At 69.8% G+C, this 24,126-nt stretch carries 16 protein-coding genes; 9 read left to right on the top strand and 7 right to left on the bottom strand.

Features of this window, described 5'->3' with window-relative positions:
• Positions 1-152 precede the first annotated feature (152 nt).
• The 4 genes from trpB to FHS74_RS20785 all read left to right on the top strand — a co-directional run bounded on the left by trpB (position 153) and on the right by FHS74_RS20785 (position 4,555).
• Positions 153-1,361 (top strand): tryptophan synthase subunit beta, encoded by a 1,209-nt coding sequence (gene trpB, locus FHS74_RS20800; RefSeq protein ID WP_184804450.1) that lies wholly within the window; start codon positions 153-155, stop codon positions 1,359-1,361.
• On the top strand, positions 1,358-2,206 hold the full coding sequence (trpA, locus tag FHS74_RS20795) for a tryptophan synthase subunit alpha (protein WP_184804447.1): 849 nt from the start codon (positions 1,358-1,360) through the stop codon (positions 2,204-2,206). Before trpB ends, trpA begins: the two co-directional genes overlap by 4 nt.
• 111 nt (positions 2,207-2,317) lie before the next feature.
• Entirely contained in the window at positions 2,318-3,232 is a 915-nt protein-coding gene (accD, locus tag FHS74_RS20790) for an acetyl-CoA carboxylase, carboxyltransferase subunit beta (RefSeq protein ID WP_184804444.1), read from the top strand.
• Positions 3,233-3,268: 36 nt separating this feature from the next.
• Complete coding sequence (locus FHS74_RS20785) at positions 3,269-4,555, top strand: Mur ligase family protein (RefSeq protein WP_184804441.1); 1,287 nt, start codon at positions 3,269-3,271, stop codon at positions 4,553-4,555.
• 49 nt (positions 4,556-4,604) lie between these two features.
• Here FHS74_RS20785 and FHS74_RS20780 read toward each other — a convergent pair whose 3' ends face one another.
• Together FHS74_RS20780 and trxA are read right to left on the bottom strand one after the other, a co-directional pair.
• Positions 4,605-6,941: a TonB-dependent receptor gene (locus FHS74_RS20780; protein ID WP_211106436.1), complete on the bottom strand. Its 2,337-nt coding sequence runs from the start codon at positions 6,939-6,941 to the stop codon at positions 4,605-4,607.
• Between the two features lie 242 nt (positions 6,942-7,183).
• Positions 7,184-7,510 (bottom strand): thioredoxin TrxA, encoded by a 327-nt coding sequence (trxA, locus tag FHS74_RS20775; protein WP_184804437.1) that lies wholly within the window; start codon positions 7,508-7,510, stop codon positions 7,184-7,186.
• Between the two features lie 416 nt (positions 7,511-7,926).
• On the opposite strand from trxA, the gene FHS74_RS20770 reads away from it, so the two are divergent.
• Both FHS74_RS20770 and FHS74_RS20765 read left to right on the top strand, forming a co-directional pair.
• Entirely contained in the window at positions 7,927-9,039 is a 1,113-nt protein-coding gene (locus FHS74_RS20770; protein WP_184804434.1) for a hypothetical protein, read from the top strand.
• Positions 9,036-10,418, top strand: a complete 1,383-nt coding sequence (locus FHS74_RS20765) for a hypothetical protein (protein WP_184804430.1) — start codon at positions 9,036-9,038, stop codon at positions 10,416-10,418. The genes FHS74_RS20770 and FHS74_RS20765 overlap by 4 nt, the downstream gene beginning before the upstream one ends.
• A 22-nt stretch (positions 10,419-10,440) precedes the next feature.
• On the opposite strand, the gene addA is transcribed toward FHS74_RS20765, so the two are convergent.
• From addA to tsaE, 5 genes are read right to left on the bottom strand one after another with little or no spacing between them, the layout of a single operon-like run.
• On the bottom strand, positions 10,441-13,971 hold the full coding sequence (gene addA / locus FHS74_RS20760) for a double-strand break repair helicase AddA (RefSeq protein ID WP_184804427.1): 3,531 nt from the start codon (positions 13,969-13,971) through the stop codon (positions 10,441-10,443).
• Positions 13,968-17,000: a double-strand break repair protein AddB gene (gene addB, locus FHS74_RS20755; protein WP_184804424.1), complete on the bottom strand. Its 3,033-nt coding sequence runs from the start codon at positions 16,998-17,000 to the stop codon at positions 13,968-13,970. Before addB ends, addA begins: the two co-directional genes overlap by 4 nt.
• Positions 17,001-17,004: 4 nt before the next feature.
• Positions 17,005-17,799, bottom strand: a complete 795-nt coding sequence (locus FHS74_RS20750) for a nucleotidyltransferase family protein (protein WP_211106435.1) — start codon at positions 17,797-17,799, stop codon at positions 17,005-17,007.
• 4 nt (positions 17,800-17,803) lie between these two features.
• Positions 17,804-18,859, bottom strand: coding sequence for an aminoglycoside phosphotransferase family protein (locus tag FHS74_RS31005; protein WP_184804421.1), 1,056 nt, complete (start codon positions 18,857-18,859; stop codon positions 17,804-17,806).
• Positions 18,856-19,332: a tRNA (adenosine(37)-N6)-threonylcarbamoyltransferase complex ATPase subunit type 1 TsaE gene (gene tsaE, locus FHS74_RS20740; protein ID WP_184804418.1), complete on the bottom strand. Its 477-nt coding sequence runs from the start codon at positions 19,330-19,332 to the stop codon at positions 18,856-18,858. Before tsaE ends, FHS74_RS31005 begins: the two co-directional genes overlap by 4 nt.
• Positions 19,333-19,558: 226 nt before the next feature.
• On the opposite strand from tsaE, the gene FHS74_RS20735 reads away from it, so the two are divergent.
• The 3 genes from FHS74_RS20735 to katG all read left to right on the top strand — a co-directional run bounded on the left by FHS74_RS20735 (position 19,559) and on the right by katG (position 24,035).
• Entirely contained in the window at positions 19,559-20,602 is a 1,044-nt protein-coding gene (locus tag FHS74_RS20735; protein ID WP_184804404.1) for an NAD(P)/FAD-dependent oxidoreductase, read from the top strand.
• 112 nt (positions 20,603-20,714) lie between these two features.
• Entirely contained in the window at positions 20,715-21,602 is an 888-nt protein-coding gene (locus FHS74_RS20730; RefSeq protein WP_184804401.1) for a hydrogen peroxide-inducible genes activator, read from the top strand.
• 222 nt (positions 21,603-21,824) lie between these two features.
• Entirely contained in the window at positions 21,825-24,035 is a 2,211-nt protein-coding gene (gene katG / locus FHS74_RS20725; RefSeq protein ID WP_184804397.1) for a catalase/peroxidase HPI, read from the top strand.
• Positions 24,036-24,126: the final 91 nt, after the last annotated feature.

Raw genomic sequence — 24,126 nt, 5'->3', positions numbered from 1 at the left:
GGCCGCCGCGCATGGCGGGCATTTAGGCATGGGGGCGCCGGCACCCTTGAATTCGCCGCCAGCGCCGGTATCGTCGGCGGCCTGCCTGTACCGCTTGAGACTAACCGGGGGTCCAACCGGTATGGGCCCAGCTGACATGAGAGCGCCGCCCCATGAGCTTGAACACCTACCGCGCCGGTCCAGACGAGCACGGCCATTTCGGCATCTTTGGGGGGCGCTACGTCGCCGAAACCCTGATGCCCCTGATCCTGGATCTGGAAAAGGCATACACGGCCGCCAAGGACGACCCGGCCTTCAAGGCGGAGATGTCCTATTATCTCAGCCAGTATGTCGGCCGGCCCAGCAAGCTGTACTTCGCTGAGCGCCTGACCAAGGAGTTGGGCGGCGCCAAGATCTACCTGAAGCGCGAAGAGCTGAACCACACCGGCGCGCACAAGATCAACAATTGCGTCGGCCAGATCCTGCTGGCCAAGCGCATGGGCAAGACCCGCATCATCGCCGAGACCGGCGCCGGCCAGCACGGTGTCGCCACCGCCACCGTCTGCGCCCTGTTCGGCCTGCCCTGCACCATCTACATGGGCGAGGTCGACATCGCCCGCCAGCAGCCCAACGTCTTCCGCATGAAGCTGCTGGGGGCGGAGGTGAAGCCCGTCACCTCCGGCTCGCGCACGCTGAAGGACGCGATGAACGAGGCGCTGCGCGACTGGGTGACCAACGTCGGCGACACCTTCTACATCATCGGCACGGCGGCGGGCCCGCATCCCTATCCGGCGCTGGTGCGCGACTTCCAGTCCATCATCGGCGAGGAGACGCGCGAGCAGATGCTGGCGGCGGAGGGCCGGCTGCCCGACACGCTGGTCGCCTGCATCGGCGGCGGCTCCAACGCGCTGGGCCTGTTCCACCCCTTCCTGGACGACCCGTCGGTCGCCATGGTGGCGGTGGAGGCGGCGGGCCACGGCATCGCGACGGGCGCGCACGCCGCCTCGCTGACCGGCGGCCGCCCTGGCGTGCTGCACGGCAACCGCACCTACCTGCTGCAGGACGAGGACGGTCAGATCGTCGAGGGCCATTCCATCTCCGCCGGCCTGGACTATCCCGGCATCGGGCCGGAGCATTCCTGGCTGCACGATGTCGGCCGTGTCACCTATGTCAGCGCCACCGATCAGGAGGCGCTGGAGGCGTTCAAGTTCCTGTCGCGGACCGAGGGCATCCTGCCGGCGCTGGAGCCGTCGCACGCCATCGCCGACGTCATCCGCCGCGCGCCCACCCTGCCCAAGGATCACCTGATGGTCGTCAATCTCAGCGGCCGGGGCGACAAGGACATCTTCACCGTCGCCCGCGAACTGGGGGTCAGCCTGTGAGCACCGTCAGCACCACCGAAACCGGTCGCATCCATCGTCGTTTCGCCGCCCTGAAGGCCGAGGGCCGGGCCGGCCTGGTCACCTTCATCACCGCCGGCGATCCCGACCATGACACCTGCCTGGACCTGTTGAAGGGCCTGCCCGGCGCCGGCGCCGACCTGATCGAATTGGGCATGCCCTTCACCGATCCCATGGCCGACGGCCCGGCCATCCAGGCCTCCACCCTGCGGGCGCTGGCCACCGGCGCCCGCATGACGCGGACCCTGGAGCTGGTGCGCGCCTTCCGGGAGGGCGATGCCGACACGCCCATCATCCTCATGGGGTATTACAACCCCATCTACGCCTATGGCGTTGACCGCTTCCTGGCCGACGCCAAGGCGGCCGGCGTCGATGGCCTGATCGTCGTCGACCTGCCGCCGGAAGAGGATGGCGAGCTGTGCCTGCCGGCCCGGGCCGCGGGCGTCAACTTCATCCGCCTGGCGACGCCGACGACGGACAAGGCGCGCCTGCCGGCGGTGTTGGCCAACACCTCGGGCTTCATCTACTACGTCTCCATCGCCGGCATCACCGGCGCGGGGTCGGCCACCAGCGACGCCATCGCCGCCGCCGTGGCCCATCTGCGCACCGGCACCGACCTGCCGGTGGCGGTGGGTTTCGGCATCACCACGCCCGAGGGGGCGGCCGATGTGGCCCGGGTGGCGGACGCCGCGGTGGTGGGCAGCGCCATCGTCCGCCGGCTGGAGGCCAACCTGGACGCGGAAGGCAAGGCCAAGCCCGGCCTGGTGCCCGACGTGCTGGGTTTCGTGGCCGAGTTGGCGGCCGGGGTGCGCGAGGCGCGGAAATAGGCTACAAGATCGGCTTTCGCCTGTGCGGGGGGGCGCCTAGAGGGTGCCGCCCCCGTTGGTGTTTGTCAGCGCCGGCCCTGGTCCGGCCGGTGTTCTTCCAAGGTTAAGCTCATGAACTGGCTAACTAATTTCGTTCGCCCCAAGATCCGCGCCCTGGTGTCCAAGAAAGAGGTGCCGGACAATCTGTGGCACAAGTGCCCGTCCTGCGGCGCCATGATCTTCCACCGCGACCTGGAAGATAACCTGCACGTCTGCCAGCACTGCGGTTTCCACATGCGCCTGGACCCGCTGCAGCGCCTGAAGATGACGCTGGATCCGGGCTTCCAGACCATCGAGCTGCCCAAGCCGGTGGTGGACCCGCTGAAGTTCCGCGACCAGAAGCGCTACACCGACCGTCTGAAGGACGCGCAATCCAAGACCGGCCGGCCCGACGCCATCGTCGTCGCCCACGGCCGCATCGACGGCCGCGCCGCCGTGGTCGCCGCCTTCGACTTCACCTTCATGGGCGGTTCCATGGGCATGGCGGTGGGCGAGGGCCTGCTGGCCGCGGCCAAGCTGGCCGTGCTGCAGCAGGCGCCGCTGATCGTCGTCCCGGCCTCGGGCGGGGCGCGCATGCAGGAAGGTATTCTGTCGCTGATGCAGATGCCGCGCACCATCATCGCGGCGGAGATGGTGAAGGAGGCGGGCCTGCCCTACCTGGTGGTCCTGACCGATCCCACCACCGGCGGCGTCACCGCCAGTTTCGCCATGCTGGGTGACATCCACATCGCCGAGCCCGGCGCGCAGATCGGCTTCGCCGGCGCCCGCGTCATCGAAAGCACCATCCGCGAGACCCTGCCGGAAGGCTTCCAGCGCTCCGAATACCTGCTGGAACATGGCATGGTCGACATGGTGGTGCACCGTCGTGAGCTGCGGAGCATGCTGTCCCGCCTGATCGACCTGCTGCGCACCCCCGGCCCCGGCGCCGAGGTGGTGCGCATCCCGACGGAGCCGCGGCCGCGCCCCGTGCCGGTGGCCGGTCGCTAAGCCTGCGGCAACGCTGACTGAAACGAGGGGGCGCCCGTGGCGGATCTGAACCCGGTGCTGGACCGGTTGGGCCAGCTGCATCCCAAGGTCATCGACCTGTCGCTGGACCGGGTGAAGCGGCTTCTGGACCGGCTGGGCCGGCCCCAGGATCGCTTGCCCCCCGTGGTCCATGTCGCCGGCACCAATGGCAAGGGCAGCACCATCGCCTTCCTGCGCGCCATGCTGGAGGCGGCGGGGCATAAGGTCCATGTCTACACCAGCCCCCATCTGGTGCGCTTCAACGAGCGCATCCGCCTGGCGGGCAGCCTGGTGGATGATGCCGGCCTGGTGACCCTGCTGGAACGGTGCGAGGCCGCCAACCAGGGCGACCCCATCACCATTTTCGAGATCATCACCTGCGCCGCCTTCCTGGCCTATTCCGAGGTCGCGGCCGACGTGCTGCTGCTGGAAACCGGCCTGGGCGGGCGGCTGGACGCCACCAACGTGGTGGATCGGCCCGCGGTCTCCGTCGTCACCCGCATTTCCTTCGACCACACCCAGTTCCTGGGCGACACCCTGGCGGCCATCGCCGGCGAGAAGGCCGGCATCTTCAAGGCCGGCCGGCCCGCAATCGTGGGCCCGCAGGCGGCCGACGTGCCCCTGTCCGTCTTCCGAGAGCGGGCGGCGGCGCTGCACGCCCCGCTGGCCATCGCCGGGGCCGACTGGTCCGCCCTGCCGACGGACATCGGTTTTCGGTTTGAGGGGTATGGCCGCACGCTGGACCTGCCCATGCCGGGGCTGCTGGGCGCCCACCAGATCGGCAATGCCGGCACCGCCATCGCCGCCTTGCAGCACCTGCCCCTGACGGTGCGGGACGCCGATATCGTGAAAGGCCTGGCCACGGTGGAATGGCCGGGCCGGCTGCAGCGCCTGAGCTGGGGTCCGCTGGCCGACTTGCTGCCGGACACCCAGCTGTGGCTGGACGGTGGCCACAACGACTCGGCCGGCGAGGTGCTGGGCATCCAGGCCCGGGGCTGGACCGCCGACGGCAGCGCCCTGGACCTGGTGGTGGGCATGATCACCAGCAAGGAACCGGCGGACTTCCTGCGGCCCATCGCCCCCCATGTCCGCCGCCTGGTGGCCATCTCCATCCCAGGGGAGGAGGCGACCCGGCCCGCCGCCGATATCGCCGATGCCGCCCGCCGCGTTGGCATCGCCCAGGTGGTGGAAGCCGACAGCCCGGCCGACGCCGTGGCCTGGCTGGACCATCAGGGCCCCGCCCCCCGTACCCTGATCTGTGGCTCCCTCTACCTCGCCGGCGCGATCCTGGCGGAAAATGGTTAGCCAGCGGGGCTAGCCGGCGGGGGTGGCGAGGGGGCAGGGGGGGGGCTCCCTACCAGTGCACCTCCACCGTGCCGCCGATGGTGCGCGGCGCGCCCAGGATGGCGCGGTTCTGCGCCGCGTAGACGTACTGCCGGTACTTCTCGTCCAGCAGGTTGCTCACGAACAGATAGGCGCCCCAGGACCCGGCGCCGGCCATGTCCGCCTCATACCCCACCCGGGTGTTTACCAGGGTGCGGTCGCCCACCCGGTACTGCGCCTGGTTGCTGCCGACGGAGGTGTAGACGGCGTCGCGCCAGTTGGCGTTCAGGTTGGCGCTGTAGCCGCCGCCGAAATGGAGGTTCACGCCGGCCGCCGCCGTCCAGCGCGGGGCGTAGGGGAATTCCTCTCCCGCCAGGTTGAAGGCGGTGGAGGTGCCGGTGGGCAGGGTCAACTCATCGAACTTGGTGCGCTCGTACCCGACGGAGGCGTACCAGTCCACCACCGGGCTGATCTTGTGGGTCGCCTCCAGCTCAAAACCGTAAAGGTGGGACTTGCCGGCGTTGATGGTGTTGTAGTCGTAGGTGTTGTCGCTGAGGAACACGGTGACCTGCTGGTCGCTCCAGTCGGTGTAGAAGGCGTTGGCGTTGACGCCCAGCGTGCCGTTCAGCCACGTGGACCGCACCGATCCCTCATAGTTCCAGCTGTACTCCGGATCATAGGGCACCAGGGTGGCGTGCGCCGGGTTCTGGCTGGATCCGCCGGAGCGGTAGCCGCGCTGCACCGTGACGGCGGTGATCAGGTCCGGCGTCCAATCCATGGAGACGCCCACCTTGGGCAGGAAGGCGTCGAAGGTCCGCCCGGTGGATGAGGCGGCGGAGGCCGCCTGCGCCACGATACCGGCCACGCCCTTGTTGATGGCGGTGATGGCGCTGTACAGCGGCGTGCCCACCGCGCCGAAGGACGCGGGGTCGGGGTAGGTCCCGGTGAAGCGGGTGGTGGTGCCGGCGCCATAGCGGTTCTGCTCATGGTCATAGCGGAAGCCCCCCAGCAGCCACAGCCGGTCGGTGAGGCGATAGCGGCCGTCGCCGAACAGGGCGGCCGTCTCCACATGCTCCGGCTGCTGGGACTGGTAGGCCACGGGGATGACCGGCAGCGCCCGGCCGTAGGCGGCGCTGATGGCGCTGGCCGTGGCGGTGGGGAATCCGGCAGACCGCAACAGGTTGGTGATGGTGGTCAGCGGCGTGGTGACGTTCACCTGGCTGTTGGCGTCCAGCGTCAGGTCACGGTTGTAGTACCAGCCGCCGATCAATCCGCTCAGCCGCTCCCCCTGGTAGTTCAGGCGCAGTTCCTCGGTGTAGGTGTCGGCCTTGGTCCGGTTGTCGACGACCTGCGAATCGACGGCGGTGCCGTCGCCGTCCTGGCTGGCGTGCTGCTTCAGCCGGTTCCAGGAGGCGACGTTGGTCAGGGTCAGCGTGTCGCTCAGCCGGTAGGACAGGTTCAGCGTGGCGATGTCGCTGTCCACCTCACCGATGTTGGGGCGGTTGGAGAAGGAGGTGCGGTTGTCGTAATAGTCCGGCACGTCGGTGCGGACATACTGGTAGAGATAGCCGCCGTCGCGCCGGGTGCGGTCATAGCTCAGCACCGCGGTCAGGTCGGGGATGGCCTTGGGCGTCCATTTCAGCTTGCCGCGCAGGTTGGTGGAGCGCAGCGCGTCCTCATGGTCGTCCAGCGTGACGTTCTTGATGATGCCGTCGTTCACCCGCCGTTCGGCCGCCAGGCGGAAGCCCAGTTCATCCTGGATCAACGGGCCGCCGACGGCGGCGGAGAAGGTGCGCTCCTGCTGGTCGGTCCACATCACCCGGGCGTCGCCGGTCCAGTGGTCGGTGGGGTCGCGGGTGGTGATGACCACCGATCCCGCCAGCGCGTTCAACCCCTGGATGGTGGACTGCGGCCCGCGCAGGATTTCCACCTGGGCGACATCCCACATGTCGGTGGGGCCGCCGAACAGGGCGGCGCTGGGGATGGGGGCGCCATCGACATAGACGGTGGCGGCGTCGGCCTTGCCGCTGCCCGACACGCCGGTGTTGGCGATGCTGCGGATGGTGAAGCCGGCGGCGCCGTAGGTCTGCGAGACGTTGGCCGTGCGGTCGTAGATGTCCTGGATGCTCAGGATGTTCTCCTGCTCGATCCGGGCGGGCGTGGTGACGGCGACGCTGGTCGTCGTCTCCTTCAGGGTGCGGCCGGCCTTTTCACCGGTGATGACGATGTCTTCCAGCGTGTCGGACGGCCCGCTGGTAGCACCGGCCACCTCCGCCGCCCCCGCGACGCCTGGCGCCAGTTCCAGGGTGGGCCAGGACAGCGCGGTCATGGCCAGAAACAGGCAGGACGGTTTTGTTTTGGTTCGCATTTTGACCCCCTCTTTTGAGGGGGACCGTAGCCATGATGAAATTAAGAATCAATATCATTCCTAACGGTCGTTTACACTCCGGCGGGGATCGCTCCTCTCGTGTGTCCCGGACGGTGGCGGGGCCGGGGAGCGGAAAAGAGAAAGGCGGGCGCCAGGGGGCGTCCGCCTTTTTCCTACCCGATAAGGATAAGCCCTGAAGGGCCCGGCAGATCCTGCCGGTTACCGATCCGCCGGTCGATGTCTTACAGGTTGGCCTTGATCCAATCGGCCAGCGCGCTCTTGGGCAGGGCGCCGACCTTGGTGGCCGCCACCTGGCCGTCCTTGAACAGCATCAGGGTCGGCACGCCGCGCACGCCATAGCGGCCGGGGGTGTTGGGGTTGTCGTCGATGTCCAGCTTGGCGACGGTCAGCTGCCCGTTCAGTTCGCTGGCGATGTCCTCCAGCGACGGGGCGATCATCTTGCAGGGGCCGCACCACGTCGCCCAGAAATCCACCAGCACGGGACCCGGGGCCTTCAGCACGTCGGCCTCGAAGCTGCTGTCCGTCACCTTCACCGTATTCTCGCTCATAACGCTATCCTTGGCTGCTAGGGTCCCAGGGCTTGGGGGTTCCTATGGTGGACCTACCTATTACGGGTAGGTGGCGCGAATCCCGCGTCCAAATGTCACCGCTAAATGTAGGTGCCGGGGACCGTGATGGTCAAGGCGGCCCCACACGAGGGGCAGGGCGGTGGTGGGGCCCCCTTGAAATCCGTCGGAACGCCTCCCGCAACCGGCGCAACGCACCCCCTCCCTCCCGGCGTGCGGCAGGGGCCTTGGACTACTGGCCCAGGAATTGCTTATATGTTTAGGGTGTTTACGGCCTGCGGCCGCGTCACATCTCATCATTTGTCTGGCATATTTCCTATGGATAGGAGAGGCTAAGCCATCTTCCTGGATTTGGGAGTGGGGCAGCCTTAGGGACAGCGGGGGCGGCGGTTTCGGGGATGAGCCAAGCGAAAACTCTGGATACGTCGCCGGGGACCTTTGGCGAACGGGGGATTTCCGTCCCTTTCACCACCCCCATGCTCAGTCAGGCCCGCATGCGGCCCACCCGCCAGGGGGAACTGGAATTCCTGCTGCCCAGCTTCAATGGCGGCAAGGGCGTCTACATCATGCCCTGGCGCTCCCTGCCCACGATGATGACCGTCACCCTGCATGACCGTCTGCTGCATGAAGCCCTGCTGGACCTGAAAGACTATACGCCCGACACGGTGCGCCAGGCCGCGCTGACCATCCAGGCCACGGGCGTGGCGGGGGGCGACGCGTCGCTGGCGGCGGAAAAGACCCTGGCGTTGGACGTGGGCTATCGGGCGCTCACCCATTTCACCCTGGTGACGGAACTGATGAGGCTGGCGCGCCTGGACGCGGGCGAGCTGCTGGCCACCGGCATGACGGGGTCGGAAAGCCGCCGCCTGATCCGCGCCTCCCTGGCCCAGCTGGCGCAACGCGCCAACCTGCCGGCGGAGGAGATGGTGACGCGGGTGGAGACGCTGGCCAACCTGATGGCGCCGGTCGGCCTGCCGCAATGCCAGCAGCTGGGCCGCCTGCGCATCCTGGTGGGGGAGATGGAGCGGATGCGCGCCAGCGTGCAGCGCTGGTCCGCCACCGACTTCTCCGAAGTGTCGCAGTTGGCGACCTTCGTGGCCGACACGGCCAAGGCGGCGTTGGACATGGCGCGCGACCGCCTGGCGCGGCTGGACGCCCGCTGCCGCGACCTGGGCGCCATGGTCGGGGATTTCCGCGCCTTTCGCGCCGTCCTGGCGGAGGACGCGACGCGGCTGGCTTGGTTGCTGGATGGCTGGCCCTTCCTCATCCGTCTCTGGGACAGCGTGGCCGATCGCCCGCTGGAGTCGCAGCAGTCCACCATGGGTGAGCTGTTCCGCCTGGCCCCCTTGATCCCGACCGGTGAAGGGGGCAAGGAACCGTCGGCCTTCGAGCTTGAGAACCTGGGCAAGATACAGACGCGCTGGCTGCGCATGGGCGAGGATTGGCGCACGGGCGCGCTCGATATGCCGGCGGTGATGCGGATCGAAGCGCTCAAGGCGACGTCATCATGACCGATCCGGCCATCGCCCAGTGGCAGGCTTTGGCGCGTGACGCCACCCGGCTCAGCGACGCCAAGTTCCTGCAAATCTACACCCTGCTGGAACAGTTGGGGGACAAGCCCGGCATCGCCGGCGCCTTTGATGCCATGCGGCCGCGCCTGGCCCAATTGCGCCCGCCCCGCCGTCCGACAGTGTCGCGCCTGTTCTTCCGCCCGGCGGAGGATCTGTTCGATGACCCCAGCGTCTACACCCGCCGTCTGCAGCGGGTGTCCCGCGGGACACTGCCCACCTGCTGGAAGCTGGTGCGCGCCCGGCTGGACAGCGGCCTGGTGGACGGCGTCGCCCAAGGCATCCTGAAGGCTGACCCCCGCGATCCCCGGGCGTTGGTCAAGATCGCGGCCCCCTTGTGGGAGGAGGGCGCCCAAGTCTTGGTGAAGATCGCCGACGAGGCGGAGAACAACCTGCGCTTCATGGTCGACAATTTCGGCCGCGACGATGACGTGTTGCGCCAGATCCAGACGCTGCGCGACGTGTTGCTGCTGGGCGGCATCATCGAGGACCTGAAGCAGCGCCTGCCGGAACGGCCCATCGGTGACCTGGCGGAAAGCCATGCCGATGCGATCAAGACCGTCATGGCCCAGCTGGGTGGGGCCGAAAACCCCCAGGCCGCCGGCCCGCTATTACTGGTGCTGACCGCCCGGATGCTCCGCCCCGGCGTGGTCTTGAAGATGCTGACCGACATGCGGGTGGTCGGCAGCAGCCAGGGGGAACGCGACGCGCTCACCCGTGACCTGTCGGGCGTGGTGGTGGGCAACCTGCTGCGCCAGACCGCCAGCATGGCCAAGGCGGCGGTGGCGGGGCCGGGAACCACCGGCGCGCCGGTGGACCCCGTGCAAAAGCTGGCCTCCCTGGCCGCCGTGGCTGAGCGCCTGACGGATGGCCTCACCTCCGTCAACGACAGCGTGGCCTCCCTGCGGGACAAGAAGATCGTTGATCGGGTGACCACCGCCCGCGGCGAGATCGGCGAGTTCGTGCTGACCACGGTGCTGGGCGATGTGGAAAGAACGCTGGCCAGCCTGATGTTCGCCGACAACGGCGGCATCGCCACCCCGCCCGATGAGATGAAGCGGGCGGAGGCCACGGCCCTGGCGCTGAAGCGGTCGGCTAAGCTGGCCAGCCATCTGGGCATCCAGCGCGAGGTGAACGCCAAGATCCTGGAGATCCGGCGGGAGATCGATCGCCAGACCGACCGCATGATCGCCGCCCCGGGCGCCCGGGGTAACCCCGAGGTCCGCCGCCAGATGTTCAACAACCTGCGCCTGGTCGAAATCCTGGCGGGGTCGGACGAGGCGGAACGCGCCTACCGGGAGTGGAGCCGGAGGCTGGGTTAGCCCCCCCCCCGTGCCCCGTCCGTCAGCTCAGGACCACGGCATCCATGCGGGCGGGGTCGACCTCGGTGATGAAGGGGCCGTCGGTCCATAGCAGCAGGCAGCGGATCGTCCGGTCCGGATAGATTTGGCGCAACGCCGACCGGTACGCGGCCATTTGCGCCACATACAGGTGGGGGATGTCCTCCGCCGTCTGGGGCGGCGGCCGGTTGGTCTTGAAATCCACGATCTGCACGTCCGTGTCCGTCACCACCAGCCGGTCGATCTGGGCGGCCAGGGGGCGGGTCCCCACCGTGCCCACCAGGGGCACTTCCGGCCGGCTGCCGGGTCCGAACAGGGGCGCGAACTCCGGATGGGTCAGCACGCGCAGGGTTTCGGCCCAGATCTCCTCCCGCGCCGCCTCATCCAGGCCATGGGCCGGGCGGTCCAGCCAGCGGCGGGCGGCGGCGGCGCGGCCGGGCGGCGGCATCTCGGGCAGCAGCTGCAATAATTTATGGATCAGGGTGCCGCGCTTGAAGCGCCGGGCCTCCAGGCTCTTTCCGTCACCAAGGGGCCCCTGGCCCAGCGGCGAGCGTACCGCCGGCTCCTCCCCATCGGGGCGGGAGGGCGCCAGGGGGCGGGACGGGGCGGGCTCGGCCGGCGGCGGGGACAGCAGCCAGGCGGGCGCGGGGGGGAGGGTCTCGGCGCGATCCCGCGTGGCCCGCTGGCCCGGCGGTTCGCGAGTCTGCGGTTCGGCCAGCACCCGGCCCTCGCCGCTCCACCCCTGGCGCGACACGGTCGTCAGGTCGAAGGCGCGGGTCGGCGCCACGGTGGCCAGCGCCCGCTCCGTCAGGCGGAACCAGGTGTCGTCGCTGGTGGCGGTCTTGCCCTCGTAGCCGCAGACGTGCAGGCGGTCCTCCGCCCGGGTCAGGGCCACGTACAGCAGGCGGCGGTATTCCTGGTCGCGCCGCCGGTCGGCCGCGGCGCGGGCCGCACGGGCCTTCACGTCCTCCTGCTCCCGCCGCGGGGCGTACAGGGGCACGGCCGGTCCAACGCCGCTGTCGTCGTCGACATGCGGCCACAGGATGCGCGGGCTGGTGACCGGCTTGCGCGTGGTGTCGGGCAGGATGACCACCGGCGCCTGCAAGCCCTTGGAGCCGTGGACCGTCATGATGCGCACCTGGCCGCCCGCCGGCCCCCGGTCCTTGGAGCCCGTGTCCAGTTCGCGCTTCACCTCCGTCCGCCCGGCCGCCAGCCAGTGCAGGAAGGTCTGCAGGGACGGCGGGTGGGCGCGGTCGAAGCCCAGGCACAGGCTCAGGAACTCATCCACCGGGTCGATGGCCTCCGCCCCCAGCCGGCCCAGCAGGGCGCGCCGGCCGCTGATGGGATCGGCGGGGCAGGGGCGGGTCAACAGGCCGGCGAACAGTTCATAGGGGGCGGTGTAGTCGACCTCGCCCAGCAGACGCCGCAGCCAGGCATGGGCCGGCTGGAAGCGGGGGTCGGTTTCCGCCCGTTTCACCAATGCCGGCCAGAGAAAGCCGCCCCGGCGGTGGGCCAGGGTGAACAGCGCGTCCTCATCCAGGCCGACGAAGGGACTTTTCAGCACGGTTGCCAGGGTCAAATCATCTTCGGGCATCAGCAGGAACTGGCCCACCGCCATCAGGTCCATGACCGCCAGCTGTTCGGTCAGCACCATGCGGTCCACGCCGGCCACCGGCACCCGCCGTTCCTTCAAGGCCCGCACCAGCTGCTGGACGAAGGCGTTGCGGCGGCGGACCAGCACCAGGATGTCGCCGGCGGTCAGGGGCCGGCCGCGCGCCTCCAGCACCTCCCCCTTTGCGATCCAATGCGCGATCTGGTCGGCGATGACGGTGGCCAGGCGCGCCTGCGGCCTGTCCTCCGCCTCATGGTGCAGGGGCGGGGACCAGGCCGGCGCTTCCACGCTGTCGCTGGGCCGCACCAGTGGCCACAGTTCCACCCGGCCCGCCATGCCCTGGCGGAAGGGGCGATGGCGGATGGCCGCGCTGGAGACGCCGTCGCGCGCGTCCGCTTGGCCGAACACGGTGTCCACCGCCTGCAGCACGGCACCAACGGAACGGAAGCTGGTCTCCAGGTCGACGATGGCCCAGGGCCGCTCCGCCGCCTCCACCCGCCCCTGGAAGGTGCGGCGCATGCGGGCGAATTCCGCCGGGTCCGCACCCTGGAAGCTGAAGATGGATTGCTTCTCGTCACCCACCACGAACAGGGTGCGGCGCGCCTCCGACTGGCCCTCGCCGGCGAAGAACTCCTCCGCCAGCGCGCTGACCACCCGCCATTGCTCCGGGTTGGTGTCCTGCGCCTCGTCGATCAGGATGTGATCCAGGCCGCCGTCCAGCTTGTACAGCACCCAGGCGCAGGCCTGGGCGTCGCCGGTCAGCAGGGCGCTGGCGGCCAGGATCAGATCGTCGAAATCCAGCAGCGCCCGGCCGTCCTTCCAGCGCTGATACCCCTCCAGCATGCTGCCGGCCAGGGTCAGCAGGCTGGCCGTGGAGTGGGCCACGGTCACGGCGCGCAGCCGTTCCTGCAGGGCGACCAGGCGTTCGCCTTCCCGGGCCAGGATCTCGGGCGCCCGCGGGTTGGCGGCCGTCGCGTCCTTGCCGGCCAGCTTGGCGCGCACCGTGCCCTCCGCCGTCAGGAACTGGCGGCGCCAGGTGTCGAACTCCGCCAGGCGCCGGTCCGCCTGGTCCAGCCAGAGCTGGACGGCCAGGCCGCGTTCCACGTCCGTCTTGGTGCCCACGGCCAGCGCCACGCAGGCGGCGCGCAGGCCGGAAACGTCCAACGCCTCGTCCCGGCAGCCGGCGGCCAGCACGCCGATCTCGGTTTCGTCGGCCCCCACGCCCAGGTGGCGGAACAGGGCGGACACCGTCCCGTCCAGTCCGCCGTGCGCCTCCAGGATGCGGCGGATGCGGCCGCGCTGGGCCACCAGGTCGCCCAGCAGCTCCGCGAAGCTTTCCTCGTTCAAGGCGCCGGCCAGGCGTTTCAGCGCCCGGCCCAGGGGCGTGTCGGGATGCTCCTGCGCCGACGCCAGCATATGGGCCTGCGCCTCCGCCAAGGCCTCAGCCGCCGTGCGGTCGTCCATGACCTCGAAGTTGGGCGGCAGCCGCGCCTCCAGCGGGAAGCGGCGCAGCAGCGACTGGCAAAACGCATGAATGGTCTGGATCTTCATGCCGCCGGCCGTGTCCAGCACCCGGGCGAACAGGCGGCGGGCGGTCAGCACCTCGTCACGCGTCGGCGGGCGGCCATTCAGATCGGCCAGCGCCTGGGTCAGGTCGCCGTCCGCCATGACCGCCCACCCGGCCAGGCGTTCCGCAATGCGGTTCGCCATTTCGGCCGCCGCCGCCTTGGTGAAGGTCAGGCACAGGATGCGGCCGGGCGCGGTGCCGGCCAGCATCAGCCGCACCACCCGGTCGGTCAGCACCTTGGTCTTGCCCGTCCCGGCCGACGCCCCCACCCAGACGGAGGTTTCGGGGTCCGACGCCTGGCGCTGCTTCACCGTGGGGTCGATGGGGCGCATCTCGGGCTTGGGGGTGTCGGTCATACCTCACCCCCGTCGCCCACCGACCATTCCGCCACCCGCGCCAGATGCAGATAGTCGGAATAGCGGGGCGCCATGCCCGGCCGGGGCTGGGACCGGTAGGGCGTCGACTCGGTGTCGAACAGGTCGATCAGCTGGCGCAGACCCTCCACCGCCTCGGCGGCCAGGCGGGCGGGGTCCAGCTTCAGCGCCACCACCTGGCCGGCGGGCTCCCCGCCCGTCAGGCGCCAGAAGGCCAGCTGCTCCACCACCGGCGCCCGCACGCCGAAGCCGCCCGCCAGCGCGATGGCGGCCTCCAGCGGCAGCTGCGGGGCGAAGCCCAACTCCACCTCGCGCGCCCGGGGCGGGGTGCCGGTCTTGTAGTCGATCAGGGCGATGGAGCCGTCGGCGTGGCGGTCGATACGGTCGGCCTTGGCCACGATCTCGAACGGCTTGTAAGCCGTCTCCAGCGTCAGGCTGCCCCGCGCCTCGGTCAGCAGGGGCTGGATGCCGCCGGCCCGGCGGTCGCGTTCCAGCGCCACGAACCAGTGGGCGATGCGCTCGAACCGGGGCCACCAGAAGGTTTCCAGGCTGGGCTGGCCGCGATAGGGGGCGAAGGCCTGACGGCCGAAGCGCAGCAGCTGGTCCACCGCGTCCACGGGTAGCAGGGTGCCGGGATTGGCCTTGATGAAGGCGTCCAACGCGTCGTGGATCATGGTGCCCCGGTCGGCGGCGCCGGGGTCGGCATCCAGGGGATCCAACGCCTCCAGGCGCAGCACATGGCGGGCGTAGAGCGCGTAGGGGTCGCGCATCCAGGTTTCGACCTGGGTGACCGACAGGCGGCGGGGTCGGGCGGCGACGGGCGGCTGGGGTTCCGGCGGGGGGCAGGGCCGCACGGCGGTTGGCGCGTCCATCGCCTCCCCCCACACGGCCCAGCGGCCCATGCCGGTGCTGAAGGCGTGGGGCCGGCCCAGCGCCTTCAGCACCGTGTCCAGCCGCAACAGCCAGCGTGACGGCACGGTGGGCGTGCCTTCCACCCGTTCCGACCGGGTCAGCACCACGGTGGCGGCCCCACAGGCCTGGGCGAAGTCGTGCGCCGTCTGGCCCAGATGGCGTTCCGGTGTCGGCAGGCCGAAGCGCTGGCGCATGGGACGCGACAGCCAGGGGTCGGCCTTGGGCTGCGGCGGCCAGGTGCCCTCGTTCAGGCCGCCCAGGATCATGACGTCGAACTGCTGCAGCCGGGCCTCCAGCAGGCCCAGGATGTAGAGGCGCGGGTGCAGGCCATAGCGCGGGCGCACCGCGCGGCCCACCATCAGGGCGCTGATGACGGCGGCATAGTCGGGGCCGCCCAACTCAGGAAAATCGTGGCCGGCGTCCTGCAAGTCGTCGACGAACTTGGCCGCGGCCTCGCCGTCGTCCAGCCGCCACAGGCGCTCCGCCCCCGGCTGCCCGTCGCTGGTGGCCAGGGCCTCGGCCGTGCGGGCGTGCAGGTCCAGCCAGGCGGCCAGCGTCTTGCCCGTGCCGCCCATCGCCGCCAGCAGGGCGCGCAGGATTTCCTCCAGCCCGTCAACGAAGGCGATCAAGCGGGCGCGGTGGGCGTCCGGGTCGCCGTGGGCGTCGAAACGGCGGGGCTCGGCCCCCATCAGCGCCAGGCGCAGCCCGTCGAAGCCGTCGGCCGGCCGGGGCCCGCGCAGCACCGCCCGCTCCAGGTCGCGCACGTGGGCGCGGAAAAACGCCGGGCTCTGCCCACCGGCCGCCAGCGGGTGCTTCAGCAGGGCCAGCAGGGCCAGGGGCGATGGCTCCGCCGCCCAGTCGGCCAGCAGGCGCAGATAGCTGCCCACGGCGCTCTGCGTCAGCGGCTGCCCGGCGCTGTCGTTGACGGCGATGTCCCAGCGCTTCAGTGCCAGGGCCACGCGCCGGGCCAGGTCGCGGTCGGGCGTCACCAGGGCGGCGGTGCGGCCCGGCGTCTCCAGCACCTCGCGCATCATCAGGGCGATGGCGCCCGCCTCCTCCTGCGGGGTGGCGGCGTCCAGGCGGGACAGGCCGGCCAGGCCCGCGTCGGCCTCGGCCGCCAGGGGGCTGGCGTGCAAATCCTGCCAGGCCTCCGTCGTGCCGGCGGGGCGCAGGGCCTCCGCGATCAGGCGGGCGCGGGCGGGTGGGCTGCGCCGGGTCGCCAGGCTGTCGGGCAACGCGGCGGGCAGGGGCCAGGGATGTACGTCCGCCCGCGCGACCGCCAGCCGTTCCAGTAGGCGCTTCAGGCCGTATTGCGGGTGGGCCTCGTCCAGGTCCTGCCAGGTGGCCTCGTCGCAGCCGAGGTCCAGGCCGGGCAGGACGACGGCGCCCTGGGGCAGGGCCGCCACCACGGCCAGCAGGTCGGCGGTGGCCGGGATGCTGCCGGTGGAGCCGGCGGCGATGACGGGGCCGGGCGGTGGATTGGCCCGCCAGGTGTCGGCCAGGGCCTTCAGGCGCAGCTCCCGCTCCCGCGCCGGGTCGACGCCGCCTTCGTCTTCCAGCAAGGCCGGCCAGTGCTGGGTGATGATCTCCAGGAAGCGCAGCGTCACCTGCCAGTGCCGGGCGTAGTCGTCCGGCACCAGGCGGGCCAGATCCTCGAACCGGCAGCCCTCCGTCTGCACCTCGTCCAGCAGGCCGGCCAGTTCGCCGCCCAGGCGCACGGCCTGGGCCGGGGTGGCGGCCAGGTCCGGCGCCCGCATGACCAGGCGGGCCAGCAGCAGTTGGCGGCGCAGGGCCGGCACGGCCTCGGGCAGGTCGGTGCCCCCTTGGGTGAACACCACCTCGTCCGTGTCGACGTCGCCCAGGGGGGACAGCCGGGGCAGCAGGATGGGCTTGCCGTTCGACAGGCGCAGGAACGCCTCGCGCAGGGACCGCACGGCGCGCACCGTCGGCAGCAGCACCGTCACCTGCGACAGGGCCAGGGGGTCGCTGCCCACCCGGTCCAGGATGCCGGCCGCCAGCGCGTCCACGAAGGGCAGGCCGGGGGCGATGGTGAACAGGCGCGCGCCGGCCCCCTCCGAAGGTGCGGGACCCCAGATCATGGCCTCAGGGCTCGGCCTTGCGCGGCTGGCTCAGCCTGGCGACATGCGGGATGGGGTGGCCCAGCAGCGTGTTGACCTCGTCCACCGCCTCCGGCGTGCCGACATGGAACCACACGCCGTCATGGCGCATGCCGTAGAGGCGGCCCGCCTCTTCCGCCCGATGCCAGAGCGCCAGGTTGGAAAACCGGGTCTCGGTGATGGCCTGGTACAGTTCCGGCTTCACGATGTGCACGCCGGCGAAGACGAAGGGCGCCAGCTCATCCTCCGCGCGGTGGCGCAGCAGGCCATCGGAGTCCATGTGGTAATCGCCGGGGCCGTCATAGCCGACGGCGGCGACCGTGGGCATCAGCAGCAGCAGCGCGTCCATGATCGCGGGATCCCAGGTGGCGGCCAGGCGCTTCAGGGCCGGTATCGGCCCGTCCAGCCACAGGATGTCGGCGTTGACGACGAAGATGGGGTCGGTGCCCAGGTGGGGCAGGGCATGGCGCACACCACCGCCCGTTTCCAGCAGGTCCGCTTCCGGCGACAGGGTGATGGCGGGGCTCTGGCGGCCGGCCAGGTGGCTCTCGATCATGCCGCCCAGATGGTGGGTGTTGACCACGGCGCGGGCGACACCGCTTTCCGCCAGCCGGTCCAGCGCATGGTCCAGCAGGGGGGCGCCCCCCACCTCCACCAGCGGCTTGGGCCGCGTCAGGGTCAGCGGGCGCATGCGCAGGCCCAGGCCGGCGGCCAGCACCATGGCGGTATGGGGAACGGGGGTGGTGGGGGTGAAGGAAAGCGGTCGGGCAACGGCGGGCATCGCGTCAGAAACTCCGGACGATGGTATCGGCATCGAGATTAGCGGGCAGATGGCGTTCCACCCAATGGGCAATGGGGGACAGGGCGGGGTGGCGGATGGCGCCGGTGAACTGGCCCCACACCCGGGGCAGGAAGGACAGCTGCGGCGCGCCGGTTGTGGCCTCCGCCAGCTGCGCCACCCGGCCCAGGATACGGGCGTGGCGCACGGCGCCCAGGATGGCGGTGGACGCCGCGAAGGCGGTCTCGTCGATGCCGGGGAAGGCCGCCAGATAGCGACGCGTCATGGCCTGGCGCAGATCCGCCGGCACGTCGCGGCGCGCGTCCTCCAGCAGGGACACCAGATCATAGGCGCGTGGGCCGATGCCGCCGTCCTGGAAATCCAGCAGGCCGCAGGCGGCCACGCCGGACCGGCCCGCCAGGCGCATCAGGTTGCCGGGGTGGTAGTCGCGCAGCAGCAGGCTGGGGGGCAGCGTCAAGGCGGCGGGCAACACCCCTTCCCACGCCTCGGCCAGCGCGTCCCAGGCGCCGGCGGGCAGGGTGCCGCCGCGCACAGCCGGGGCGAAGGCGTCGGCGAACAGCATGACCTGGTCGCGGAACAGGCCCATGTCGTAGCGCGGCAGGTCCGGCGCCGTCGCCGGGATGAAGCGCTGGTGCAGGGCGACCAGCACGTCGGTCGCCACCTCGTACAGCGGGCCCCACGGCACGTCCCCGCCATCCAGCAAGCGGGCGTAGTCGTCGTCGCCGAAATCCTCGATCAGCAGCAGGCCCTGCGGTTCGTCGCCCGCCAGGATGACCGGGGATGACAGGGCGCAGTCGCGCAAGAGACCGGCGATCTGGACGAAGGGCGGCACCTGGCTGGCGGCCACCATGTCGCGGCAGTCCATCAGGATGGCGGTGGCGCCGCCGCCGCCGTTGCCATCGCCTTTTCCGGGCAGGGCCAGGCGTTCATACCGCCGGGCCGACCAGTCGGCGCCCATGGGCCGCCGCCGGGCGGTGCCCCAGCCGGATCGCTCCAGGAACTGGCGGATGACGGTCTCGCGCGGGGGCGTGTCGCGTCTCATGGCTTAAAACCTTCCCAAGCGGTGGCCAGGCGGGCGGTCCAGGCGCCGTGGCCCGTCAGGGTGGCGCGGCGGCTTTCGGGTCCGGTGATGGCGAGGTCGAGGTCAAGCCGGTCGGCGGGCAGCAGCGCCCCCAGGCGGGCGGGCCATTCCACCAGGGCCACGCCCTCATGCCGCACCTCCTCCCACCCCAGTTCCAGCACCTCGTCCGGCGCCGTCAGGCGGTACAGGTCGAAGTGCCAAAGGGGGAAACCCGGCAGGTCATAGGTCTGCACCAGGGTGAAGGTGGGGCTGGGCACCTCTTCGTCGGCATCGCCCAGGCTGCGGATCAGATGGCGGGCGAAGGCGGACTTGCCGGCGCCCAGGTCGCCCGACAGGGCGACCACGTCGCCGGTGGTCAGCAGCCGGCCCAGCGTGGCGGCCAGCCGTGCCGTCGCCGCCTCATCGGCCAGGTCTAGGGTCAGGACGTGGGGCATGGGCTTTCTGGGCGGTGGCCGGGATGGGAAGCGGAGTCTGCGGCGGCGCATGTTACCGGAGCAAGCGCCGTCAAGCCGCCTGCGCGAATTGGTCCCGCAAACTGGACAGTTGATTAGCGCATCAAATCGCGTGATGAAAGGCACCCGAACCGCCGACCGGCCCTGCGCGCCCGCAGCACCTGGCGCCGCCGGTCACCGCGTGCCGTGCCAGGAGCCCGTCCAGACCATGTCCAGCCATCCGCAGTCCCTCATCCCCGGCGACACCCACCGCACCGACGTCTGCATCATCGGCGCCGGCCCGGTGGGTCTGTTCGCCATCTTCGAATGCGGCATGCTGAAGCTGGACTGCCACGTGGTGGACGCCCTGGACATGGTGGGCGGTCAATGCACAGCGCTGTACCCGGAAAAGCCCATCTACGACATTCCGGGTTATCCCCAGGTGGAAGCGGCCACCCTGATCGACCGCCTGGCCGAACAGGCCGCCCCCTTCAAGCCCACCTATCATCTGGGCCAGCAGGTCACCACCCTGACCCCGGGTGAGGGTGGCCGTTGGCTGGTGGGCACCGACAAGGGCACCATCATCGACGCCCGCGCCGTGGTGGTCGCCGCTGGCTGCGGCGCCTTCGGCCCCAACAAGCCGCCGCTGGATGGCCTGGCCGACTATGAGGGCAAGTCGGTGCATTATCTGGTGCGCCGCCGCCAGGATTTCGCCGGCAAGCGCGTGGTCATCGCCGGCGGTGGCGACAGCGCCGTGGACTGGGCCCTGTCGCTGTCGGAGGTGGCGGAGCGCGTGATGGTGGTGCACCGCCGCGCCAAGTTCCGCGCGGCCCCCGAAAGTGCCGCCCGCCTGGACCAGCTGGCCAAGGACGGCGTCATCGACATGGTGGTGCCCTACCAGCTGGCCGGGCTGGAAGGCGCCTCGGGCCAGCTGACCGGCGTGCGGGTGGCGACGCTGGACGGCGTGGAAAAGACCTTGCCCGCCGACGCGCTGCTGGCCTTCTTCGGCCTGGCCATGGATTTGGGGCCCATCGCCAGCTGGGGCCTGAACGTGGAACACCACCACGTGGCCGTGAACCCGGCCACCATGGCCACCAACGTGCCCGGCATCTTCGCCATCGGCGACATCGCCACATACCCCGGTAAGGTGAAGCTGATCCTCTGCGGCTTCGCCGAGGCCGCCATGGCCGTGCATGCGATCCACCCCCTGGTCCACCCGGGCGAGGCGCTGCACTTCGAATACTCCACCAGCCGTGGCGTGCCAGGGGCGTGAGGTTCCGTCCGCCGCGATGATGCCAGTGGTGTGATTTTTAATTAGAATAATTCCAATTTTAGTCGTTTGCGTATAGGATGGCGCGTTCCCGGCCCCACCCAAGACGCCAGCGATGACCCTGCCTAGCCTCAAGCAACTGCGTTACCTGGTGCATCTCCACGAGCACCGGAATTTCAGCCGGGCGGCGGAGTCGTGCAACGTCACCCAGGCCGCGCTGTCCTCCAGCATCCAGGAACTGGAGACAGTGCTGCGGCTGCGGCTGGTGGAGCGGACGCGTCGCATGGTGGCCTTCACCGCCGTCGGCGAACAGGTGGTGGAGAAGGCCAGGGAACTGCTGCGGGTGGCGCAGGACCTGGGCAACATCGGCCATGGCGACGGGGCCCTGGCCGGCGTCCTCCGCCTGGGCATCATTCCCACCGTGGGGCCCTTCCTGCTGCCTTGCCTGTTGCCCAAATTCGCCAGCAGCTATCCCCTGCTGGAGCTTCATGTCCGGGAAGAGTTCAGCGCCTCGCTGTGCACCGCGCTGGGGCGGGGCGAACTGGATTGCGCCATCCTGGCGCTGCCCTATCCGTGTGCCGCCCTGGACTACGATGTCCTGTTCGACGATCCGCTGATGCTGGCCTTCCATGTGGAGGACCCGGTGGGCGGCCTGGCCACGCCGACGGAGGCCGACTGGACGGAGCGCCTGCTGCTGCTGCCCGATGGCCATTGCCTGCGCGACCACGCCCTGTCGCTGTGCGGCCGCGCCGACCTGCAACGCCAGGCCATGTCGGCCTCGACCTTGCAGACCCTGGTCCATCTGGTCGACAACCGCCTGGGCGTCACCCTGCTGCCGGAAATGGCGGTGCAGGCCGGTTTGCTGAACGGCCTGCATGTGACCACCCGGATCTTGTCGGACCCGAATGCCAAGCGCCAGATCGTCCTGGCCTGGCGCAGCGGCGCCGCGCTCAGCGCCACGTATCGCCATCTGGCCCAGGCGATGCGAGAGGCGCGACGATAAATCCACAGCCCACGCCATTTCGCGCCGCACAAATTATTGTCGCCGCGATGTGAGCGTATGTTAATTGTTGCGTCGCAATTCTATTGCGATCCGCACCAAATTTACTTCTGTTATAGATTTTCCCTATGAGAATTATAGAGTTAATTAGTTTGTTGCACGTTTTTTAATATGATAGCTGCTGTCGCATCCCCGTTGTGACTTTCCCCATTAGGGAGACCTTCGATGCGCACGCGCGCCCTATCCTTCGTCATGCTGCTCTCAGCGACCCTTTCGCCGGTGGCCCTGTCCGTCGCCGCCCGTGCGGAGGACAAGCCGATGTCCAACCAGGATTGGTGGCCGGAGCGGCTGGACCTCAGCCCCTTGCGGCAGAACGCCGTCGAGTCCAATCCTTACGGCGGGTTCAACTACGCCGAGGAATTCAAGACCCTGGACCTTCAGGCGGTGAAGAAGGACATCGACAAGGTCCTGACCACGCCCCAGGCCTGGTGGCCGGCCGACTACGGCAATTACGGCCCCTTTTTCATCCGCATGGCCTGGCACAGCGCCGGCAGCTATCGCGTGGCGGATGGGCGTGGCGGCGCCAACGGCGGCGACCTGCGGTTCGAGCCGCGCAACAGCTGGCCGGACAATGTGAACCTGGACAAGGCCCGGCGCCTGCTGTGGCCCATCAAGCAGAAGTATGGGCGCAAGCTGTCCTGGGGCGACCTGATGGTGCTGACCGGCAACGTCGCCTTGGAAAACATGGGCTTCAAGACCCTGGGCTTCGCCGGCGGCCGTGTCGACACGTGGGAGCCCGACCTGGTGTTCTGGGGCATCGAAAAGAAGTGGCTGGGGTCCGAGCGCTTCGATGACAAGCACCAGCTCAAGGGGCCCCTGGCCGCCACCCAGATGGGCCTGATCTACGTGAATCCGGAAGGACCCAACGGCAACCCCGATCCGCTGGCCGCCGCCAAGGACATCCGCCAGGCCTTCGGCCGCATGGCCATGGATGACGAGGAGACGGTGGCCTTGATCGCCGGCGGCCACACCTTCGGCAAGGCCCATGGCGCGCACGACGCCAAATGCCTGGGCGCCGCCCCCGCCGGCTCGGGCGTGGAGAAGCAGGGCCTGGGCTGGGAGAACAAGTGCGGCACCGGCAACGGCGCCGACACGGTCACCAGCGGGCTGGAGGGCGCCTGGTCCGCCAACCCCATCGCCTTCACCACCCAGTACCTGGACAACCTGTTCGGCTTCGATTGGGTGCAGACCAAGAGCCCGGCGGGCGCCATCCAGTGGGAGCCCAAGGACAAGAGCGCGGGCGACCTGGTGCCCGACGCGCACGATCCGAACAAGCATCATCCGCCGATGATGTTCACGACGGACCTGTCGCTGAAGATGGACCCCGCCTTCCGCGCCATCGCCCTGCGCTTCCAGAAGGATCCGGACGCGTTCGCCGCCGCCTTCGCCCGCGCCTGGTTCAAGCTGACGCATCGCGACATGGGACCGCGCGCCCGCTACCTCGGCAATGAGGTCCCGAAGGAGGTCTTCTCCTGGCAGGATCCCATCCCGGCGGCGGATTACGCCCCCATCGACGCCCAGGACGTGGTGGCGCTGAAGGCCAAGATCCAGGCGTCTGGCCTCAGTGTTCCCGAACTGGTGCGCACCGCCTGGGCATCGGCCGCCAGCTTCCGTGGCACCGATATGCGCGGCGGCGCCAACGGCGCCCGCATCCGGCTGGCGCCGGAGAAGGACTGGGCCGTCAACGACCCGGCGGAGCTGAAGAAGGTCCTGGCGAAGCTGGAAGGCATCCAGGCCGACTTCAACCGTGCCCAGAAAGGGGGCAAGAAGGTGTCGCTGGCCGACCTGATCGTTTTGGGCGGCGGCGTGGGCGTCGAACAGGCGGCCAAGCAGGCGGGCTACAGCATCGAGGTGCCGTTCCGGCCGGGCCGCACCGACGCCACCCAGGCGCAGACGGACGTCGCCTCCTTCGCCTATCTGGAACCGGCGGCCGACGGCTTCCGCAACTACTATGGCAAGGACAACCGCCTGTCGCCGGCCGAGGCGCTGGTCGACAAGGCCAACCTGCTGACCCTGACCGTGCCGGAGATGACGGTGCTGGTCGGCGGCTTGCGGGCGCTGAACGCCAATGAGGGCCAGTCGGCCACCGGCGTGCTGACCAGCCATCCCGGCACGCTGACCAACGAGTTCTTCGTGAACCTGCTGGACATGGGCACGAAATGGTCACCGTCGACCAAGACCCCGGGCCTGTATGAGGGGGTTGACCGGGCCAGCGGCGGCCTGAAATGGACCGCCTCCCCCGTCGATCTGGTCTTCGGGTCGAATTCGGAACTGCGGGCGGTGGCGGAGGTCTATGCCGCCGAGGACGCGCGCGAGAAGTTCGTGCGCGACTTCGTGGCGGCCTGGACCAAGACCATGAACCTGGACCGGTTCTGACCCAGTGCGGGCTGGGCTGTCGGGGCGAAACGGCCCATGCCGCTGGTATCGTCGGCTATAGCTGAGTCTGTCCGCGAGCAGCTTCACGCCC

Source organism: Nitrospirillum iridis (genome assembly GCF_014205765.1).
In the GTDB taxonomy this organism is placed as follows: domain Bacteria; phylum Pseudomonadota; class Alphaproteobacteria; order Azospirillales; family Azospirillaceae; genus Nitrospirillum; species Nitrospirillum iridis.
This window is presented reverse-complemented; position numbering and strand designations above follow the sequence as displayed.

What these genes read in the sequence shown, in the direction of transcription:
- addB (WP_184804424.1), bottom strand. Translation starts at nt 17,000, where the DNA reads ATGATCTGGGGTCCCGCACCTTCGGAGGGGGCCGGCGCGCGCCTGTTC.
- katG (WP_184804397.1), top strand. Translation starts at nt 21,825, where the DNA reads ATGCGCACGCGCGCCCTATCCTTCGTCATGCTGCTCTCAGCGACCCTT.
- addA (WP_184804427.1), bottom strand. Translation starts at nt 13,971, where the DNA reads ATGACCGACACCCCCAAGCCCGAGATGCGCCCCATCGACCCCACGGTG.
- FHS74_RS20735 (WP_184804404.1), top strand. Translation starts at nt 19,559, where the DNA reads ATGTCCAGCCATCCGCAGTCCCTCATCCCCGGCGACACCCACCGCACC.
- FHS74_RS20780 (WP_211106436.1), bottom strand. Translation starts at nt 6,941, where the DNA reads ATGCGAACCAAAACAAAACCGTCCTGCCTGTTTCTGGCCATGACCGCG.
- accD (WP_184804444.1), top strand. Translation starts at nt 2,318, where the DNA reads ATGAACTGGCTAACTAATTTCGTTCGCCCCAAGATCCGCGCCCTGGTG.
- trxA (WP_184804437.1), bottom strand. Translation starts at nt 7,510, where the DNA reads ATGAGCGAGAATACGGTGAAGGTGACGGACAGCAGCTTCGAGGCCGAC.
- FHS74_RS20765 (WP_184804430.1), top strand. Translation starts at nt 9,036, where the DNA reads ATGACCGATCCGGCCATCGCCCAGTGGCAGGCTTTGGCGCGTGACGCC.
- FHS74_RS20730 (WP_184804401.1), top strand. Translation starts at nt 20,715, where the DNA reads ATGACCCTGCCTAGCCTCAAGCAACTGCGTTACCTGGTGCATCTCCAC.
- trpB (WP_184804450.1), top strand. Translation starts at nt 153, where the DNA reads ATGAGCTTGAACACCTACCGCGCCGGTCCAGACGAGCACGGCCATTTC.
- FHS74_RS20770 (WP_184804434.1), top strand. Translation starts at nt 7,927, where the DNA reads ATGAGCCAAGCGAAAACTCTGGATACGTCGCCGGGGACCTTTGGCGAA.
- FHS74_RS31005 (WP_184804421.1), bottom strand. Translation starts at nt 18,859, where the DNA reads ATGAGACGCGACACGCCCCCGCGCGAGACCGTCATCCGCCAGTTCCTG.
- FHS74_RS20750 (WP_211106435.1), bottom strand. Translation starts at nt 17,799, where the DNA reads ATGCCCGCCGTTGCCCGACCGCTTTCCTTCACCCCCACCACCCCCGTT.
- tsaE (WP_184804418.1), bottom strand. Translation starts at nt 19,332, where the DNA reads ATGCCCCACGTCCTGACCCTAGACCTGGCCGATGAGGCGGCGACGGCA.